Below are 18,694 nucleotides of genomic sequence, written 5' to 3'. Positions count from 1 at the left end.
GAAATATTAGATGACGGGGAAAGTTAAATTTCAACTGGTTCCTCTTTTCTGCTTCTTAAATAAAAAATCAAAACCAAACCAGCAATCGCTCCTGAGGTAGCAATTGATAATCCAATGAACAGTTTAGCATCATCAGGTTTGTTTGTGGGTGATGCTGTGGGCGTTATGGTTGCTGTCGGCGTCGTAGTTGCTGTGCTGTTTGATGAGGAAACTGGAAAAGTCGAAGAGTAAACAGTTATGTTTTGGTTCGCATGCACATTACTAAACATGTAAGAGCCCTTCTCTTGACCTGACCCATTTACAATTTGGTCGCCATTAATTATAATCTCTGTTATTACACAACCCCGATTTGGCGTAAAAACAAAGCTTGCAGCATCTCCTTCATGCACTGTTAACGTTCCAGATGGCGCTATTTGACAGTGGTCATCCGCCAAAGCTGTGATGGTGTAGGTGGATTTAGCTGTTATGTCTGCAGAAAGATATATTCTTGAAGACGGCAAAGAGGACAATAGAGTCGCGTTTTCTATCGAGTTACAGTCCGAGGCAAACGTTAACAGCCAGGTTCCACTGGTTGGCAAATCATAAGTTACAGGTGATGACCCATAGAGGAAGTTGAAAACGCCGGGATTTAGAACGCTAACTGTTAGCTGATTACTTGTCAGGTTGATGTTTGAGATTTCCCCATCAATAATGTTGTTTACATCTTCGTATCGTAAGTCTTGAATGGGTACTGCAACTGAACCATTCACTGGAACCATTGACAAATACATCATCAAGCAAGCAGCATTAGCGGTTGCTTCTGGGGAAGCATTTACATTTGAAGTTTGAGAGAACATCCCTGAATGGTACAAGCTGCTTCTCTTGAGTAACGCCCACGCAGGCAAGTTGGTAGAATTATTGCCGTTGAGCATTTCTTGCATTGTTGCTTTCATGCTATCCGTCATTAAAGGGGTTAACCCAAGCATTGCTGCCCAAGATGTAATTGTATTTTGTAGTCTAGTTTGAGTGTTAACGCCTAAGCCAGCATGCACAATGACATATTTGAGCCATTGTGGGCTATCCCATTGACTTGAAAGCAACCGAGTTTGTAGGTCAATAAGTAAATTGTTAGTGTTTGCTGTGTCAGGGTTATAATGGTAGAGTTCCCAGATTATCTGGTTAAATCCGCCTACTTCACACTCGAAATCTTCACGACTCAACGAGTACTGATAAAACATGCCTTCCTCACTGGTCAGCGTGTTCCACAGGTTAGTGTTTGTCCACTCCCACCATTTTTCTGCTTCAGATAATGCTTCAGTGATTCCAGCCTTGTAAAATTCCAAAAACATCTGCACTGTTTGACCGCCTTCATCATAGTATCTACCATTGCCTGATGCAGATGTGTCATTTTTAACCCAAAGAGGCGGTTTAAAATTATCTACAGCAGTTTTGAAGCTATTGTATGCAGTATTTAGGTCCCATTTAGCTGTGTCATAATTGAGGCTATCTGCAAGAGTGTAGGCGTAAACCATGTAGCGGTCATACACTGAAAAAGCAGGGTAACCTTGACTGTTATCCGTTTTGGGAAGCTTGTTTTGCATCATGGGTGTTGCATCAAGGGCAGCTTTAATGGTTGTTTGGTTTATAGAAACATCAAACTTTTGCATCACGTAGTACCAATAAAATATTTGCATCCAATCAACCGATGAAGGCCGATTTAAATCGTCAACTACTTTTTGCAATTGGCTTACGTTTGTTTGACCAAGCACGATTCCATCATAGCAGATTTGAGGACTTTGTAGCCAACCCCCGTGTGAGGCAACATTGTTTATGAGCGTTTGGATTTCTGCTGCTGAGCCACCTGAGTAATTCACGGCTGCTTGGGCGGGAAGTATTGGAGATTGGGAAATTAATGTAGGTGTTAAAACAGACAGCAGTAAGGTTGCTAAAAGTATTGAGGTAATTATGCGAAGTTTTGGCTTACCCATTTTTAATCCTTTCAACTTATTTCATGCTTACAAGCTTTTAAGGTCTTTGAAAAAACCGATTAGCATTTTAAGACAAAACCCAATAGCATACCAGTGGGGAAAACTGTTTTGAAGTACCTAGATTTTGTAGATTTAACGTATAAGCCCTCAAAAACAGACTTAATCTGCACCTTTAAAGTTGAGTCTGAAGATATCAGCCTAAACGAAGCTGCAGGAGCAATCGCAGCAGAAAGCAGCATTGGAACATGGACGGAGCTGTCCACGATGCACCCGTATGTGGAAAAACTCGCCGCGCATGTCTATAGCATCCAAGGTGACACTGTAGAAATCGCGTATCCTATAGAACTTTTCGAGCAAGGTAACATGCCCAACATTTTAAGCAGTATTGCAGGAAACGTGTTTGGGCTTAAAGCAATAAAAAATCTGAAACTGATGGACATAAAATTCCCCAACATACTAACCAAGGGGTTTATGGGTCCACAATTCGGCATAGAGGGCATCCGCAAGCTCCTAAAAATCCCCAAACGCCCCCTTGTAGGAACCATAATTAAGCCTAAACTGGGCTTAAAAACCGTTGACCACGCAAAAGTAGCCTATGACGCGTGGGCAGGCGGCTGCGACGTAGTAAAAGACGACGAAAACCTGAGCAGCCAAAACTTTAACCAGTTCCAACAGCGACTAGAACAAACCCTTTCAGCTCGTGATAAGGCAGAGAAAGAAACTGGTGAACGCAAAGTCTACATGATAAATATCAGTGCAGAAACTGACGTTATGATTAAACGTGCCGAATCCGTGGTGGCTGAGGGTGGCGAGTACGTGATGGTTGACATTTTAACCTGTGGATGGTCAGCACTACAGAATCTTCGTAAACAGAACTTTAACCTTGTTATTCACGCGCATAGGGCAGGACACGCAGCCTTCACCAAGAACCCTCTACACGGCATCGCCATGCGTCCCATAGCAACAGTATCGCGACTAATTGGTGTTGACCAGTTGCATGTGGGAACAATAGTGGGCAAAATGTCTGAAACCAAGCAAGAAGTACTGGAAAACATTGATGCTTGCAAAGCACCACTGGGCACGGTTTCTGCGGTTTTGCCTGTGGCTTCAGGTGGCGTGCATCCACGGCTTGTACCCGAGCTTTTAGGCTATTTTGGTAATGATGTTGTTATTCAGGCAGGCGGCGGAATTCATGGTCACCCAGACGGCACAGTGGCAGGTGCAGTGGCGATGCGTCAAGCAGTTGACGCAGCAATGCTGAATAAACCTCTTGAGGAATACGCGAAAAATCACAAGGAACTCTTGTTTGCTTTGAACCAATGGAAAAACTAGGCACCATAAACCCAAAACTATTACTTACTCTTGTAATGGTTTTTTCTTGTGAGCGATATGTCATTTTGTGGAAAATGCGGAAAACAATCAGAAACAAGCATGAAATTCTGTTCAAACTGTGGCGCACCCTTAATGGAGCTGCCGCTGCCGCCGCCACCCCCAGACACTGAAACACCACAAAGTTCACCTCTTCCCCCGCCTCCACCACCAGCCCAAAACAACAGCGGAGAAAGCATCATGGGTGTTTTACTGCTTAGGAAGTCTAAATCATTTGGAAGGTACGACACTTACACGGGAGTTGTCACTAATCAACGCTTCATTTTTGCCCAGATGACCAGCCAAATGGTGACCCAAGCCGTAAAAGATGCCCAGCAGCAAGCAAAAGCAGACGGCAAAGGCTTTTTTGGGCAATGGGCAAACCAGCTTAAAGCATCTTTTGGTTATACGCAACGTTACCTTACGATGCAGCCAGACGCGATTTTAGCGGAAACCCCTGGCAACTACGCTTACAACAACAGCACTATCAGCGAAGTTAAGTTGAAACTAAAAAACCTCTACAACAACAATGACCAAGTACAAAGTCACGAATTTGAGCTTGAAGTAAAATCCGCCATGGGTAAATCCGAGTTTAAAATGGATGAAAACAATGACTACGTAAAAATGCTAAAATCAGTCTACGGCGACAAAGTCAAAATGCCTTTTGGCTACTTCTCGAAAGGCGGTTTTAACATCAAAATCGGATTTTAAGCTAACTTGGTCATTAATTTCTTTCTTTATTAAATCAACACAACCTGCCAAAAGATCAGTCTATTTGGAGCCTATTAGAAAGTCCTTGCAGAAACTATAGAGGGTCACTAATGGCACTTTTTCAAACCAATAACTCAGCAGGTAACACCGTAACTTTTGATAGCAACAGAGGGGTTTGGGTTCAGTTTTGGGTTTAGTTACCATTAACGTTAAGTATTAGTTGCAAGAATAGGATTCTGAAGGTTCAGATTACACTAATGTTTAGAGATCCAGTTTGTGGAATGAATTTAGACGAAAGTACCGCTAAATACAAAATCACCTATCAAGGTGAAACATACTATTTCTGTAGTGTGCAGTGCAAAAAAAAGTTTAAGCGGCATCAAACAAAATTCGTCAAATAAGCAACATAAAAAAGAAAAGGCGGTAAAAGTAGCTTAAAGCTTATCTTTTGATGAAATATCCATCATCATAAGCCCTGAAACCATCTTCGGATAAAAGTCAGTGCTTTTCTCAGGCAACCGCTCATGCATCTGCGCAATCTCCCAAACCGTCTGCGGCATAATCGGATTAACCAAAAATGCCACCTCAGCTTCGCCATTATCGACTTTTTCAACTGCAGCTTTGGTCCAGCGTACAAAGAGGATATCCTGGTCAATGTTGAGTTCGCCAGTTTTCATAATTGCCTTAAAAACAACGTCTCGCAGAATAACAACGTCAAAAAGTTTTGTTTCTTTGGAGGTTTTAGCGTTAACAAACTCGTACACGCTCTCTTTATGCTTTAGTAGCAATCCGTATGCTTTGGTTTTGGTATATATACAAAATGCGTGCTCATTGCTGTGACTCTGCAAAAACGCCTCTAAACCCGTAACTGTGTGCTCAACCTCAGAGACCACGAAGAATTTGCTAATTTGCGTTAGCATCTCATCGGTTAAGACAGTTTTGGTTAGGAGACGGTGAGTGGGCAGAATAATTAATCCTTCATCCTCAACAGGAACAATAAGACCAATGTGAAAATTAAACGCATAATCTGCATCAGTAAAGCCTTTTTGTCGCATCTCATTTCGGTAAGCTACTGCACTCTCATAGCGGTGGTGACCATCAGCGATAACCAGTTTTTTCTGCGCCATAGCTTCCTGCAAAAACGCGACTTTCTCGGGGCTGTTAATCATCCATATAGAATGTGTAACGTTGAAGGCGTCAACAACTTGGAATATAGGCTTTGTTTTTGTGATTTCCTCAAATAGGTTAACCGTTGCCTTCTCTGGGTCGGAGTATATGAAAAAGACTGGTTCAAGGTCTTTTTGGATTGTCCGCAACATGTTTAAGCGGTCAAGTTTGGGTCCGGAAAACGTGATTTCATGCGGAAAAATCTCTTTCTCTTCATAGCTGCAAAGTCTAACTGCTGCAATCATGCCAGTTCGCGCACAGGTTTTACCATCCAGCGTATACTCTTGGCGAATCACAAAAAACGCTGACTGCGCTTCCTTTGCCATAACGTTTTCGCTGAGCCATTTCTGAATGCGTTGATGTACAACTTCGTAGCGGTTAGGTTCAGTGGGCAGAACAAGGCGGCAGTAATTGTAGGGTGACTGTTCATAATATTTCTGTTGCATTTTGGCGTCGATTTTGTCGTAGGGTTGAGTGATTAAGGTTTCTGGGTTTCCAGCCTGTTCTGTGTAGCGTATTGCCTTGAAGGGTCTAATGTCAACCAAGAGTATTCAATCCACAGTTTTTTCTAATTCTTCAATAACTCTTTTAGCTATAAGCTCTCCGATAGACTTCTTGCCCTTTAAATATAAAAATAAATAATGAAATTTCAAATACTGATAACAGAAATTTGAACTATGCTAGTTTGTGCCCTGTCTCTTTTTGACAACTATGATTGTTGCAGCGATTATGATGAGGCATGCAATGGCTAAAGCTATGGGTAAAATGTTTGGGTTTTGTGGTGTATCAGTCTCTGGGGGCGGGGTGCTGGTTTGCGAAGGGGCGTCGTCTGCGCCGTAGCTTGCCTCTGTGGAGATGCCGTCAGGCTGTCCTGTATCCGCTCGAATCACCGCTGTGATGGAAGTTACGCCGCCTGGGTAAACTTTGTCTAGTCCCATGCGGATAACCCAGAATGGATAGAGCAATCCCTCCCGCGGGGCATAATACAGCTCCGTAAGAATAGACTTATCCACCACCACAACATCTCTAACTGTTTCATTACCCGAAGTCCACCACGTCTTAGCAGCCTCCTCCTTAGCAATACTTATCGCTGCCGCTTCATCCACATTAACACTTGAACTACCAATCTCATAACGATTCCAACTATCAGCAAAAGACCGCAAAACTCCATTGACAAAATGGAACGATATGATATCGTGACGGTTATAAACACCGTTTACTGATCTGCTCCATGTGATTAATTCACTTCGGGTACCCGCCTTATCAACATCAATGTCAACAACCAACTGCGTGTCGCCCATTGTTTTTGAAACGTTACTAAACTGCTTCCCAAGCGAAAACATGTCAAGAGAACTGATTAAATGCTGCACGTAAGAAACATCATATTTAGCTTGGTAACGCTCAAGAATGGCTTTTGCTTCCTCGACAGTGCTGGCTTTTGCGTCAACAAAAACAGACCGCGCCCCTTCACCATAGGCTTCTATTGAGTAAAAAGAATGCCCTGAACTAGCATAATGATCCACACTAAACTCATTTCCTCCAGATGCAAAACTGTAAAGTGTGCTCTCCAAGTTTTTTGTTCGATCACCCACAGTGTTGACACCAGCTAAACTGTATTTGCTTATATCAATCCCTAAAATGTCTCGCATAAACGCCAAATCCTCAGCTCTAAAAGAGTCCTCAACAGCAAACACACAAGACACCTGCATGACAATAGGCAACAACACTAACAAAATTAACGAGCAAACACTTGCCTTTTTCAACAACACTAAAGACTTCAACTTAAGAATAAACATAGACAACAGCATATATTATCTAAAATATTAAAAAGGTTTTAATTTTTTTACACTACTAAAAAGCAAGTTGACCTATGCATTTTTAATTCAACATTACTGATTTACAATTTATTACATAAAAATCACCGCCAATTTTTTTTTATCACTCCCCTCCCAATAAGGTCTTAGACAAGCATATCGCAGAAGAACCAAACTACTCTGAGCAAAGTTAATTGAGTGCCTTAACTCGTTTTGTATATCGCATTCCTTAAAGGCTTAATGCCAACCAAAACGGTTCAATTCAAGGTTTTTCTAATTCTTCAATAACACGTTTAGCTATAAGCACGCCGGCTTTCTGTTGAGCTTCAACGGTTTGAGCACCAACATGGGGTGTTGCAATCACGTTAGGAAGCGAAAGCAACTTGTAACCTTTAGGCGGAGGCTCCTGCTCAAAAACATCCAACGCAGCAGCACGAACTTTACCTGAAACCAAGGCTTGATAGAGTGCTTCTTGGTCAATTACGCCGCCGCGGGAGCAGTCCACAATCATTACGCCATCTTTCATCATGTCAAACTCTCGTGTTGAGAGCATGTGTCTTGTTATGGGACTAAGGGGCACGTGGATGGTGATGAAGTCGGCTTTAGGAAGCATCTCACCCAAGGGCACAAAGCGGTCATGCACACATTCCTCCACGCCTAATACATTCATGCCAAGCGAGATTGCCATGCGCTCAACGGCTCTGCCAATATAGCCACAACCGATGACGCCTAAGGTTTTACCGCTCAGCTCCATGCCCATTAGGGCTTCTTTTTCCCATTTGCCCTCCCGCAGGCTAATGGTACCCTGCACGATTCCACGTGCCAAAGCCAACAAGTAACCAATTGTTAGTTCAGCAACACTAAGGTAAGAAACATGGGGCGTATTGACAAGGGTGATGCCCATTTGGCGGGTTTTTTCGTAGTCCACGTTGTCTAAGCCTTCGCCTGCTCTCCCGATGACACGCAGTTTTTTCGCATTCTCAAGCAGTTCACCTTTGACTTTGGTTGCACTACGCACAATTAACGCATCATATTCGCCGATGATTTTGGGCAACTCAGTTTTGGGGATGTCCCATGCTTTTGTGACTTGGTAGCCTTTTTCCTCAAGAAGCGCTATGCCTTCTTGGGAAATCTTGTCGCTTACCAAGACTTTAAAGCTCAAGCAGGAAGACTCCAAATTTCATCAATGAGCGCGATGACTTGTTTTATGCCTTCTAAGTTCCATTCACCTAAGTGTCCAATTCGGAAGGTTTGTTCCGCCAATTTGCCGTAGCCACCACTAATCATGAAGCCTCTTTCTTCAAGTTTCTGGTTAAGTTCTTTCACGTTTTTGCCCATAGTGTTTCTGATGCAGCTAACAGTGACGGATTCGTATCCTGGTTCTGGAAACATTTCAAAATGCTTCTTTGCCCAAGCCTGTGTATAGTGTGCCATGTCAAGGTGACGCTGATAAACTTTGGGATAAGTTTCCTCCAGCAGCATGTCTAAGCGTTTATCAAGTGCATACAATAAGGGTATGCATGGTGTGAAAGGCGTCTGATGCTTCTTCTCAAACTCAAACAGATCAACCATATCCGTGTAGGTGCCTCTGTTTGGAACCTGGTTTGCACGTTCAATTGCGCGGTCATTAACCAACGCGATTGCTAAACCAGGTGGGAGCGCGAAACATTTCTGTGATGAAGTAAAGACTACGTCGCAGCCTATTTCTTGAGGTAAAATCCAATCACCAGCCATGCTGGAAACTGCGTCGACACAGAACATTACGTCGGGGTAGTCTTTGCGGATTAGTTTGCCGATTTCTGCGATGGGACTGCGTACGCCTGTGGAGGATTCGTTGTGGCAGACTGTGACGGTGTCGTAGCCGCCGCCTTCGAGTTTTTCGGCGACCATTTCGGGTTTAATTGCTTTGCCCATTTCTACTTCGATTATGTCGGTTTGTTTACCGCAAGCCGTCACGGTTTTTGCGCAGCGTTTGCTAAAAGCGCCGTTTACGCATGCGAGTGCTTTTTGTTTTACGATGCTTCTTCCGATGATGTCAAACCAGAGTGTTCCTGATGATGTGGTTACGGTTGGTTTGATGTCTTGGGGTAATTGGAAGAATTGGGTGAGTTTAGAGGTGATTCCTCCGTATAGGTCCACGAATTCTTTGTTTCTGTGACTAATCATGTATTGGGCTTGTTCTTCAAGGATTGGTTTACTTACTTCGGTTGGACCTGGAATCAACAGTTTCTTATGCATAAACTAAACCTTCAACAATCAAGGCTAAACCTAAAAATATAAGCCTTATGCGGCAAAAAACAGCACCTAAAAGTAAAAACTGCCAAAACAAAAGCCAACAAAAACATTAACCACGCCATTTTTGGGTTCTACTGCGCTCTAACAAGTATACGGTAAAATTGCCTGTGAGTTTTTTAAACTGAAATGATATAAACCTCATGTATGTTTGAAATTGACGGTAGCCAAAAAAGCGGAAGCGGCACAATTCTTCGCCTCTCAATAGCATTAGCCGCAATACGTGGGCAACCCTTACACATTATCAACATTCGCCAAAACCGCCCCAAACCAGGATTAAAACACCAGCACCTCGAATCCGTGCTCACTGCAGTAAAACTATGCAATGCCAAACTGGAAGGTGCCGTTTTGGGTTCAAAAGAGCTCTGGTTTACACCCAAAAAAATCTGCGGCGGCAACATTGAAGCCATAATTGAAACCGCAGGTAGCATCCCCATGCTTTTCCTCTCAGTTTTACCCATCTGCGCCTACGCCAAAACCCCAGTGCGACTTCATGTGGCCAAAGGCGGAACCGACACGTTGCATGCGCCAACAATCAATTACATGCGAAATGTTCTGCTTCCTGCCCTTGCGCGGGCGGGTGTTGAGGCAGAAATCATGGTTGACCGCTACGGGTATTACCCTAAAGGCAACGGCGAAGCCACGCTTACGGTTAAACCTGCAAAACTGAAACCCCTAAATATGGTGCCTTTTGGTAAACCCGACATAGTAAACGGTGTTTCAGTATGTACATATCTGGCTGACCGTAATGTTGCAGAACGTCAAGCCAAAGCCGCAAGCGAAGTTTTGACCCAAAAAGGCTACCCCAACAACATCAAAATCATCAACGACCAATCAAACCCCATACAAAAAGGCAGCTCAATCGTGCTCTGGGCAAAAGATGCCAACGGGAACTTTTTGGGTGCGGACTCGATTGGGGAATTACGTAAAACCGCGGAAGCCGTAGGCAAAGAGGCTGCAGAAAAAATCCTCACCGAATTGGTAGCGGGCGCGTCGGTGGATATGTTTTTGGCAGATATGCTGATTCCTTACATGGCGCTTACGGATGGGAAATCGGTGATTTATGCCCGCGAAATTTCTGAGCATATCGAGTCCAACCTTTGGCTTATGGAGAAATTGCTTGGTGTTGGGTTTAATGTTAAAAGGGAAGGCAACCTCTACAGAATAGAGAAGACCGATGCCGCAAGCAGTATGTCTTAAAGTTTCAAAAATTGATGGCGAAAAAACCATTGCGTTAGCTAGTAAACTGGGCATTATGGACAAGACGCTTATTATTCAGCGAGATGAAACTTCGCTTTGGATCCCCCTAATTGGGCAACCTGACGCAGAGGTCATGGAAAAATTTGAGCAAATTTCAAGCCTGCAAGTTGAAACAGCAGATTTCACAGAAAAAATTCAACACGAAAAAACCCTCACCCAAGCCCTAAGCAGTCAACTCCCCCCTGAACTGCTTCCAAACCTGCCCCACGCAATGGATGTAATCGGTGACATAGCCATAATAGACATTCCCCCGCAACTCAAAGAGTACGAGAGCCTGATTGGCGCGGCAGTACTGGAGACCCAGAAAAACGTGAAAACCGTGCTGGCAAAAGCAGGTGACATATCTGGGACTTTTCGTGTTCGCGATTACACATTTATCGCGGGCGAAAACAAAACCCACACGATCCATAGGGAATACGGTTGTCAATATCACGTGGACATTGCCAAAGCATACTTCTCCCCAAGACTCTCTACTGAGCACCAACGCGTAGCATACCTTGTCCAAGCGGATGAAACTGTGGTGGACTTGTTTGCGGGTGTTGGACCCTTTGCAGTGCTGATTGTAAAAACCCAAAAAGCTGCCAAGGTTTATGGGGTTGACCTAAACCCTGATGCAGTGCAGTTTTTAGAGCAAAATGTTCACCTAAACAAGGTAGCTGATAGGGTTTTCCCTGTTTTGGGTGACGCACGAGAAATCGCAAAAACACAGCTCAAAGGCGCTGCGGATAGGGTAATTATGAATCTGCCTGAAACTGCCATCGACTTTGTGGATGCCGCATGTAACGCTCTAAAGCCCTCGGGTGGTGTGGTGCATTTTTACGGGTTTGTTCGTCAACCTGATACGATTGAGGATTTGCAGCAGCAGTTTTCTTATCTGGTGGAGAAAAATGGGCGTGTTCTTCAAAGTTTTCTTTGTGTTCGAAGTATTCGCGAAACTGCGCCGTTTGAATCTCAAGTGGTTTTAGATGCCCAAATCCGTTAGCGCCTATGACTTGTGGCTTCTAAGGTTGGGATTGCAGTTTTTGTTGCCTTACCTATAATTATCACGGTTGCGCTGTTGAAAGTCAATTTAACTAACAAGCAGAGACCTTTGGAGAATACCCTTTGAATTTGTCAGCTAAACGTTTGCGCACCCTGCTCGTTCCCGTGCAAGCTGCAGTAAGCATCTTAATACTGTATTTGCTATTTCAAAACGTCAACTTAACCCAAGCAGCAAACATCCTAAGCAACACAAACATACCCCTACTTGCCACATCCATAGTTTTCTTTATCCTTTCATCGTTTGCAATCGGTTTTGCACTTCAAGGAGCCCTAAAAGCCCTCAAAGCTGCACCACGCTTCAAAAATACCATGTTAGCAAACTTTGGCGGGCAACTCTTAAGTGACGTAACCCCTGCAAAATCAGGCTACTTTGCAACTCCAGTACTGCTTAACCAACTTGAAGCTGTACCCATTGAGAAAGGCTTAATGAGTGTTATGGCCGTTGGCGCTGGCAACTTTTTTGTAAAAGCATCTTTTTCCACGATTGCATTGCTTTACTTTTTAATGCGCATTCCCAGTAACGTGATTGATTCGTCTATTACTAATGCGTTGCTTGCAGGTATATTGGTGCTTTTAGCCTGTGGAGTAGGCTTGACAATTTTGGTTTGGACTAATTATTTCTCTGGGTTACTTCTCAAACTTTGCAAATTACCCCTTGTCGGTATTGTAATTAAGAAGCTTCAGGAAGTCCGTTCAATGTTCACAAATGACAAGGCGGCACTGCGTAGTTCCTTAAAAGTTATTGTTGTCTCCGTGTTGGGTTCTATCATTTTCAGCGGAATTTCCTTAATTTTGTTAGCTCAAGCTATCGGAATGGCTGAACCCACATTCATAGATATGCTATTTATGGGACCACTAACTGCCGCTTTCATGTATGTACCCATAACTTTTGCGGGGCTTGGTCTGCAAGAAGCCGCTTATGCATTCCTATTAACAGGTATAAGTGCCCAGCCAACGGTGATTCTTCCTTACGCCATAACATTCGCGTTGCTAGTTAGACTAATAGCAACAACAACTGACTTAGTTGGTTTGCCAGCGGTTCTAAAAACAAGCACTGGATTAATAGGAAAAATCCACAACAAATTTTCTAAAAAACCTCAAGAACCCACCGCTTAGGCTAAAGTTAGCGTTATCTCAACTTTTTGGTTTGGATTTTTCAATTTTTCAACCATTTCCCTTGGCATGTCCACTGAGGCTTTATCCGCACAAACCGCCATTGTTCTCTCAGAGGAAAAATCGCTCTTTCGCACAACAATCTCCTCCTTGCTGGTTAAGGATAGTTTAGGTGAGCCACGCGCCGTAACCTGCCATGATACGTCGTCAATTTTCATCTGGATTGTTAGTTTGGTGTTTGAATCTTGAAGTTTGGTTTTAAATTCTTCTGAAAAATCCGCCACTGCATTATCTGCACCAACAGCCACAATGCAATCCCCCTTTTTTGTTAGGTTCTCGTCTTTGGTGAACATGAGCGTGGTCGGGTGCAGTGCTGAAATGTTAGGATGACCGTGCGCTACAATTTTCTCAATTATGGCGGGCATTATTCAGCAACCTCAACAGAATCCACTTTGCCGTCTCCATCAAGGTCAAATCCTGAAATGACCACGGCAAACGAGTCTTTGTCACGGTAAGTTTCTAGGGTTTTTTTCCAAAAACTGGTCAGCGCCAGCACGCAGGCTTTGGTGCCCACTGCCTTGTTGCCTGCCAACACGATGATTCGTTTGTTCTTGTCCCATGGATTTACAATTTTGGCAACCAACCCTGACATGTCAGCAGTGTAGATACGGGTGGTTTTCTGGGATGCTAAGCCTCCAAGTAAGAAGCCCTGCTTGCTGGATTGCATTATGAATTTGATGGGTAAGTGTTCGTTGATTTCCTGTGTCAGCAGATTTGTTCCTGGTCCGCCCACTAGGATGAGGTTGTTTTTCTCTTCTTTTTCCACTTTCACATCAACGTCTAGTTTCACGGCAAACTCTGTGGGCATCTTGGCGAATTGCCCCATAAACAGTGCCAGATGTGCTGAGTAATGTCCGTCTCTGGCGCTGGTTTTGAAAGGTCCATGCGGTAAGGGGCTGCCCACAACGATTTTTCCATCAAACACCCCGTTTACATCAATATATTCTGTGAAGAATTGTTGTAAGGTTTCGTCTAGGGTAGGAGCATAGAGGTTTTGAATGGGTTTGTAGGGTGTTGGAAACTCGATTCCAAAAGCGGGGGAGACAACTTTGTAGTAGTGTGCCGTTGCTCCTTTACGTTTTTCTTCACGGGAAACCACTATAACTCCTGCTCGTGCAAGTTTTCGAATGTGGTAGTATATTTTTTGTTCATGCATGCCTAGTTGGCGCGCGATTTCGTATGGGTAGCTTTCTTTTTTTGAGAGGATGGTTAGGATTTTCCAGCTTAGGGTGCCTAGTGCCATTTTGAATTTTTGGGGGTTGTTGATTAGGGTGATTTCTTTGATTTCTTGTGTGTTGTCTTTGTTTTGCAGGAGTATTTTTTTGTCCATTTTTGTGTTCGATTTATCTGTCTCTGATGTACTATAAAAAAGTTTATAATGGTTAGTTGATCAACCGCTTATATACATCCTTTGCAGGCAAAAACTCCAAGATAACCCTGAAAAAAACTTTTTAGTAGTCAAACAATAATCCTAAAAATCCTTATTAGCCCTCCAAAGCACCCACAAATATAAAGGAAGAAAAAATATGTGTGGCATTTTCGGATGCGTCCTCAAAGAGGATAATGCAGCGCCAATAATCCATTCTTGCCTAAAACACCTTGAATACCGAGGATACGACTCAGTAGGCATAGCAACAATCAGTGACAATAACCTTTTTCTTAAAAAAGACCAAGGAAAAATCGATGATGTAAACCGTCTTCTAAATCTGAATGATTTACCGGGCAACATCGGCATTGGACATACTCGATGGGCAACCCATGGTGCCCCCCTCAAAGTAAACGCGCACCCGCACACAGACTGTACAGGACAAATTGTTGTTGTTCACAACGGTATTATTGAAAACTTTTTGGAGCTAAAAGCTGAACTACAAAATTTGGGGCACACATTTGTTTCCAAAACTGACACTGAAGTTATGGCTCATTTAATCGAAGAAGCCCTAAAGCAGAATCCAAAGCTTACTCTGCAAGGTGCCGTGCAGGAGAGCCTCAAGCGAATTGAAGGCTCCTACGCATTTGCCATAATCAGCACACATGAACCAGACAAGATAATCTGCGCCAGAAACGAAAGCCCGCTGGTTTTAGGTGTTAACGGTCAGGGTGTTTTCTGTGCCTCGGATATCCCTGCGTTTTTGCAAATAACCAACAAGGCAGTCACAATAAACAATGGTGAAATCGTTATTCTTACACCGCAAGGATATGAGATACGGAAAATCTCTGATTTCAGCATTGTGCAGCGTGAACCTCACCTTGTTCAATGGACTGCTGAGATGGCTGTAAAGCATGGTTATCCGCATTTTATGATTAAAGAAATCCATGAGCAACCAGAAACTTTGCGTAACACGTTGCGTTTGCAAGATAACTATTTAGATTTAATTACAACTTTTCTTGACCGAGCCAATGAAGTTTTCCTTGTTGCATGCGGAACAAGTTACCACGCCTGCCTAGCAGCGTCATACATGTTTAGTAAACTTGCGTTTTTGCCCACTTACCCTGTGTACGCATCCGAGTTTGTTGAGCAACACGGCAAATCTGTAAATATTGATAGTACAATCCTAGCCGTTAGCCAGTCAGGAGAAACAGCCGACACCCTATCCGCGTTAACCTGTGCTCAGCAGCGTGCTGCAACAATTCTGGGTTTAACTAACGTTATCGGCAGTACACTCACTAGAGTTAGCCGAGTCTACATTGGTACCCAGGCAGGTCCCGAGATTGGGGTTGCAGCAACAAAAACCTTCACGTCCCAGCTTTCGGTTTTGGCACAGTTAGCGCTTCGTTTGTCTAAGAAACGGGGAAAGATTTCTCAGGATGAGATGGATTGTTTGCAGGAAAAACTGCTCAAGATTCCAGATTTTGTAGATGAGATTGTTGCTAAACAGGAGAAAAAAGTCGAACAAATTGCCAAGAAATACGCGGATACTAAAGTGTTCTTTTTCCTTGGCAGAGGTATCAATACTGCCACTGCGTATGAAGGCAGACTAAAACTTATGGAAATCGCATACATTCCAAGTATCGCGTTTCCAGCAGGAGAAAGCAAGCATGGTCCTATCAGCCTTATCGAGCCAGAGTTTCCCGTGATTTTTGTTTGCCCCAAAGATGACTGCCATAAAACCTTGATTGGCAACATCATGGAAATGAAAGCAAGAGGTGCATCCATAATCGCCATAATCGAGGAAGGTGATGAAGAAATAAAATCGCTCGCGGACGACTACATTGAGGTCCCGAAGGGGATTCCCACGGTTCTCTCCCCTATTCCCTACGTTGTGCCACTGCAACTGCTCGCGTACTATGTGTCTCTTGAGAAAAAGCTTAACCCTGACATGCCAAGAAATCTAGCAAAATCAGTAACCGTAAAGTAGCCAAGCCATCGCATGCATGGATATCGTTAAAAAGCTTCTCCCTCTCTTTCTTACTTATGCAGCGGTCAGATTGGGATAAGCTAATTGATAACTTGAAATGGCAAGGCATACTAAAAACAGAAAAAACCATAAAAGCCCTATGTAATGTACCCCGAGCTCGTTTTCTGCCTCAAGACAAGCAAGAATACGCCGCTGCTGATGTTCCTTTACCGCTTGGGTTTGGACAAACCATCTCAGCGCCTCACATGGTTTCTATAATGAATGAAGCCTTGAACTTGGCAGTAGGTCACAAGGTGCTGGAGGTTGGTGCAGGTTCAGGCTGGCATGCTGCCACCATCGCAGAACTCATCGCCCCAAGAGATGTACCCCGAAGCGAATGGGGGCACATCTACACAGTGGAAATTGTGCAGTCACTGGCTGAGCAGGCAAGAAAAAGCATCCTAAATGCGGGATACGGTGACCGAGTGACAATCGTTAATGCAGATGGCTCAAAGGGTTATTCTGAAAAGGCACCATTTGACCGCATAGTAGTAACCGCCGCTGCGCCAGAGGTTCCTCCTCCATTACTGGATCAGTTAAAATCAGGTGGAACAATGGTGATTCCGGTTGGTAAAGCCGCTTTGTTCCAAAGTTTAATGCGTTTAACTAAGGATTTTGATGACAATGTTAGCCAGGAAAATCTGGGTGGCGTCGCGTTTGTTCCTTTAACAGGCAAATTTGGACAAAGTTTTTAGCCAAACCATTTGTCCAGAGAAGTTTTTCCCTTCTGCTTTTTACTCCCTTCCATCATTTTATCCAACGATTTCTTAACTCGCTCTTCCGAAAAATCTTTTTGATGACACAAGAAATCAATAATGCCTTCAACGTTGGGGTCTTTCCAGTTTAACTCGTATTTGTCTGTGACCTGAGGGTGAAGGAAAATTTCGCGGATTTCCGCGGGTTCACAGGGGAACGTGGCGTTTTTGATGTGGGGTATTGTGTTTTCTAATGTGCTATGTTGTTTTATGAGTTTAAGTGCGGTTTTGGGGCCTAAGCCTTTGATGCCGTCAGGGTTAAAATCTGTACCAATCAAGATGGCAACATCAATTAATTGCTCATAAGTTAAGTCCGTTTCAGATAGTGCTTTGGCTAGTTCAATTACCTCAGGTACAATGTCAATATAGAGGTTTTTGCTTGTAAGTTTGCGTCTGCCCGAAATCGTTACGTTACGCAAAAGTTTAGGTGCACCAAACAGTAAGCTGTCATAGTCTTGGCTTGCGCAATAATCGGCATCACCACTTTTAGTCATAAACGCTGCCTGTGCCTCTCCTTCACTGGGCGCCAAAATGTATGGCAACCCCATTAAGCCCAACAGTTTTTGGGCGTCATCTTTCATGTAATCCTTCATGGTCATGGTTGCTTGGGCATACCTGCGCATTTTTGTTGTGTCCCCTTTTTTGGCTGCTTTCTCGTAATGTATGGTTGCTTCAACCTTGATTTGTTTGCGTCGTTCAATTTCTGCAGCTTTTAGGGTAGGGGGAATACCATCAAAAACGTAAACAGGTTTAATTCCCATCTCGATAAGGTTGCTGGTTCGGTAAAATAGGCCGCTTAGGTGGCTGGTGATTTTTCCCATACTATCTTGTAGTGGTGTACCGTCGGGTTGACGTATGATTGCTAAGAACTGGTATATTGCGTTGAATGCATCTATAGCTACTATTTTACCACTTAAATCTTCAAGTTTTATGGGGGTTTTTGGTACTATGTCTTTGAAGTCTACACCCAAAATGTGCACCGCATAGACATAGGCAAGAAACTTATTAATAAAATTTGATAAATCAGGGTTTTAATGTTTTTTCTAAACACTACACAAACTGCTAATTTAGCTGGTTTGATCTGTTGAGTTGTGTCTTTTTGGGTAAACTATAAAAGGATAGATGTACTCCCAAAGTTGTACACCTCGCGACTCGAAATTCGTACCATCAGTGGAAACTAACCTAGTCAATTGAGACTAAAAAGTAGTTGTGATACGGAAAGCCATATAAATCGCTTTTACGTGTTTGATTGCGCATCAGGAGAAATAATAAATGCCAAAATGGGGATACTCAGTAATCGAAGAAACGCTCAATCCAGAAAAAACAGCGAAAGCCAGCGGCAGAGAGGTCAAGGTATCCCACAAAGCCGCAAGAGAAATCTGCCGTTCACTTAAAGGTATGATGCTCAGTAACGCTAAAGAATACCTGCGGGATGTGACAGAAAAGAAACGTGCCGTTCCATACGCAAGGTACACTAAAAAACTGGGGCACAGACATGGTGTTGACGGGAAATTCGCAGGACGATACCCAATCAAAGCAGCGGGCGTGGTTCTTAACGTTTTGAAAGCAGCCCAAGCCAACGCAGAAAACAAAGGCTTAGATGTTGAACGCCTTCGAATTATTCACGCTTCGGCCTATCCAGGTATGAAGCAGAAGCGTTACACTCCCAGAGCACATGGTCGTGCTTCACCAAAATATAATGTTTTAACACACATCGAAATTGTTCTTGACGAAAAACCAGGAGAATAAGA

At 43.5% G+C, this 18,694-nt stretch carries 17 protein-coding genes; 9 read left to right on the top strand and 8 right to left on the bottom strand.

What is annotated here, in order from left to right; genetic code table 11:
• Window positions 1–23 precede the first annotated feature (23 nt).
• Complete coding sequence (locus NWF01_00670) at window positions 24–1,967, bottom strand: hypothetical protein (GenBank protein MCW4023534.1); 1,944 nt, start codon at window positions 1,965–1,967, stop codon at window positions 24–26.
• Between the two features lie 108 nt (window positions 1,968–2,075).
• Here NWF01_00670 and rbcL point away from each other — a divergent pair, with 108 nt between their 5' ends.
• The 3 genes from rbcL to NWF01_00655 all read left to right on the top strand — a co-directional run bounded on the left by rbcL (window position 2,076) and on the right by NWF01_00655 (window position 4,447).
• The gene (rbcL, locus tag NWF01_00665; GenBank protein ID MCW4023533.1) at window positions 2,076–3,299 is read left to right on the top strand and encodes a type III ribulose-bisphosphate carboxylase; all 1,224 of its coding nucleotides are present in this window, start codon (window positions 2,076–2,078) and stop codon (window positions 3,297–3,299) included.
• 57 nt (window positions 3,300–3,356) lie between these two features.
• Window positions 3,357–4,046, top strand: coding sequence for a zinc ribbon domain-containing protein (locus NWF01_00660; GenBank protein MCW4023532.1), 690 nt, complete (start codon window positions 3,357–3,359; stop codon window positions 4,044–4,046).
• A gap of 257 nt (window positions 4,047–4,303) precedes the next feature.
• Window positions 4,304–4,447, top strand: coding sequence for a YHS domain-containing protein (locus tag NWF01_00655; protein MCW4023531.1), 144 nt, complete (start codon window positions 4,304–4,306; stop codon window positions 4,445–4,447).
• A gap of 33 nt (window positions 4,448–4,480) precedes the next feature.
• On the opposite strand, the gene NWF01_00650 is transcribed toward NWF01_00655, so the two are convergent.
• The 4 genes from NWF01_00650 to NWF01_00635 form a co-directional block, all read right to left on the bottom strand.
• Window positions 4,481–5,758, bottom strand: a complete 1,278-nt coding sequence (locus NWF01_00650) for a DUF1015 domain-containing protein (protein ID MCW4023530.1) — start codon at window positions 5,756–5,758, stop codon at window positions 4,481–4,483.
• Window positions 5,759–5,893: 135 nt separating this feature from the next.
• Window positions 5,894–6,922: a hypothetical protein gene (locus tag NWF01_00645; protein MCW4023529.1), complete on the bottom strand. Its 1,029-nt coding sequence runs from the start codon at window positions 6,920–6,922 to the stop codon at window positions 5,894–5,896.
• Between the two features lie 367 nt (window positions 6,923–7,289).
• Window positions 7,290–8,189, bottom strand: a complete 900-nt coding sequence (locus tag NWF01_00640) for a hydroxyacid dehydrogenase (GenBank protein MCW4023528.1) — start codon at window positions 8,187–8,189, stop codon at window positions 7,290–7,292.
• Entirely contained in the window at window positions 8,186–9,265 is a 1,080-nt protein-coding gene (locus NWF01_00635) for an alanine--glyoxylate aminotransferase family protein (GenBank protein ID MCW4023527.1), read from the bottom strand. The genes NWF01_00640 and NWF01_00635 overlap by 4 nt, the downstream gene beginning before the upstream one ends.
• Before the next feature lie 201 nt (window positions 9,266–9,466).
• Here NWF01_00635 and rtcA point away from each other — a divergent pair, with 201 nt between their 5' ends.
• From rtcA to NWF01_00620, 3 genes are all read left to right on the top strand, one after another.
• Window positions 9,467–10,519 carry an RNA 3'-terminal phosphate cyclase gene (rtcA, locus tag NWF01_00630; protein ID MCW4023526.1) on the top strand — a complete coding sequence of 351 codons (1,053 nt, stop codon included), beginning with the start codon at window positions 9,467–9,469 and terminating at the stop codon, window positions 10,517–10,519.
• Window positions 10,497–11,561 carry a class I SAM-dependent methyltransferase family protein gene (locus tag NWF01_00625; protein MCW4023525.1) on the top strand — a complete coding sequence of 355 codons (1,065 nt, stop codon included), beginning with the start codon at window positions 10,497–10,499 and terminating at the stop codon, window positions 11,559–11,561. Before rtcA ends, NWF01_00625 begins: the two co-directional genes overlap by 23 nt.
• Before the next feature lie 122 nt (window positions 11,562–11,683).
• Window positions 11,684–12,736: a flippase-like domain-containing protein gene (locus NWF01_00620; protein MCW4023524.1), complete on the top strand. Its 1,053-nt coding sequence runs from the start codon at window positions 11,684–11,686 to the stop codon at window positions 12,734–12,736.
• Here the strand turns inward: NWF01_00620 and NWF01_00615 are convergent.
• On the bottom strand, window positions 12,733–13,158 hold the full coding sequence (locus NWF01_00615) for a DUF371 domain-containing protein (protein MCW4023523.1): 426 nt from the start codon (window positions 13,156–13,158) through the stop codon (window positions 12,733–12,735). The genes NWF01_00620 and NWF01_00615 overlap by 4 nt on opposite strands.
• Window positions 13,158–14,123 (bottom strand): helix-turn-helix domain-containing protein, encoded by a 966-nt coding sequence (locus NWF01_00610; GenBank protein MCW4023522.1) that lies wholly within the window; start codon window positions 14,121–14,123, stop codon window positions 13,158–13,160. The genes NWF01_00615 and NWF01_00610 overlap by 1 nt, the downstream gene beginning before the upstream one ends.
• A gap of 196 nt (window positions 14,124–14,319) precedes the next feature.
• Here NWF01_00610 and glmS point away from each other — a divergent pair, with 196 nt between their 5' ends.
• On the top strand, window positions 14,320–16,149 hold the full coding sequence (gene glmS / locus NWF01_00605; protein MCW4023521.1) for a glutamine--fructose-6-phosphate transaminase (isomerizing): 1,830 nt from the start codon (window positions 14,320–14,322) through the stop codon (window positions 16,147–16,149).
• 56 nt (window positions 16,150–16,205) lie between these two features.
• A complete protein-coding gene (locus NWF01_00600) occupies window positions 16,206–16,883 on the top strand; it encodes a protein-L-isoaspartate(D-aspartate) O-methyltransferase (GenBank protein MCW4023520.1) in 678 nt (225 codons plus the stop codon).
• On the opposite strand, the gene fen is transcribed toward NWF01_00600, so the two are convergent.
• Complete coding sequence (gene fen, locus NWF01_00595; protein MCW4023519.1) at window positions 16,880–17,914, bottom strand: flap endonuclease-1; 1,035 nt, start codon at window positions 17,912–17,914, stop codon at window positions 16,880–16,882. The genes NWF01_00600 and fen overlap by 4 nt on opposite strands.
• Before the next feature lie 301 nt (window positions 17,915–18,215).
• Between fen and rplV the strand changes: the two genes are divergently transcribed.
• Window positions 18,216–18,692, top strand: coding sequence for a 50S ribosomal protein L22 (rplV, locus tag NWF01_00590; GenBank protein ID MCW4023518.1), 477 nt, complete (start codon window positions 18,216–18,218; stop codon window positions 18,690–18,692).
• The last annotated feature ends 2 nt before the right edge of the window (window positions 18,693–18,694 follow it).

Source organism: Candidatus Bathyarchaeota archaeon (assembly GCA_026014585.1).
In the GTDB taxonomy this organism is placed as follows: domain Archaea; phylum Thermoproteota; class Bathyarchaeia; order Bathyarchaeales; family Bathycorpusculaceae; genus Bathycorpusculum.
Note: the sequence above shows the minus strand (reverse complement) of the source record. Positions and strands in the feature narration are given on the sequence as shown.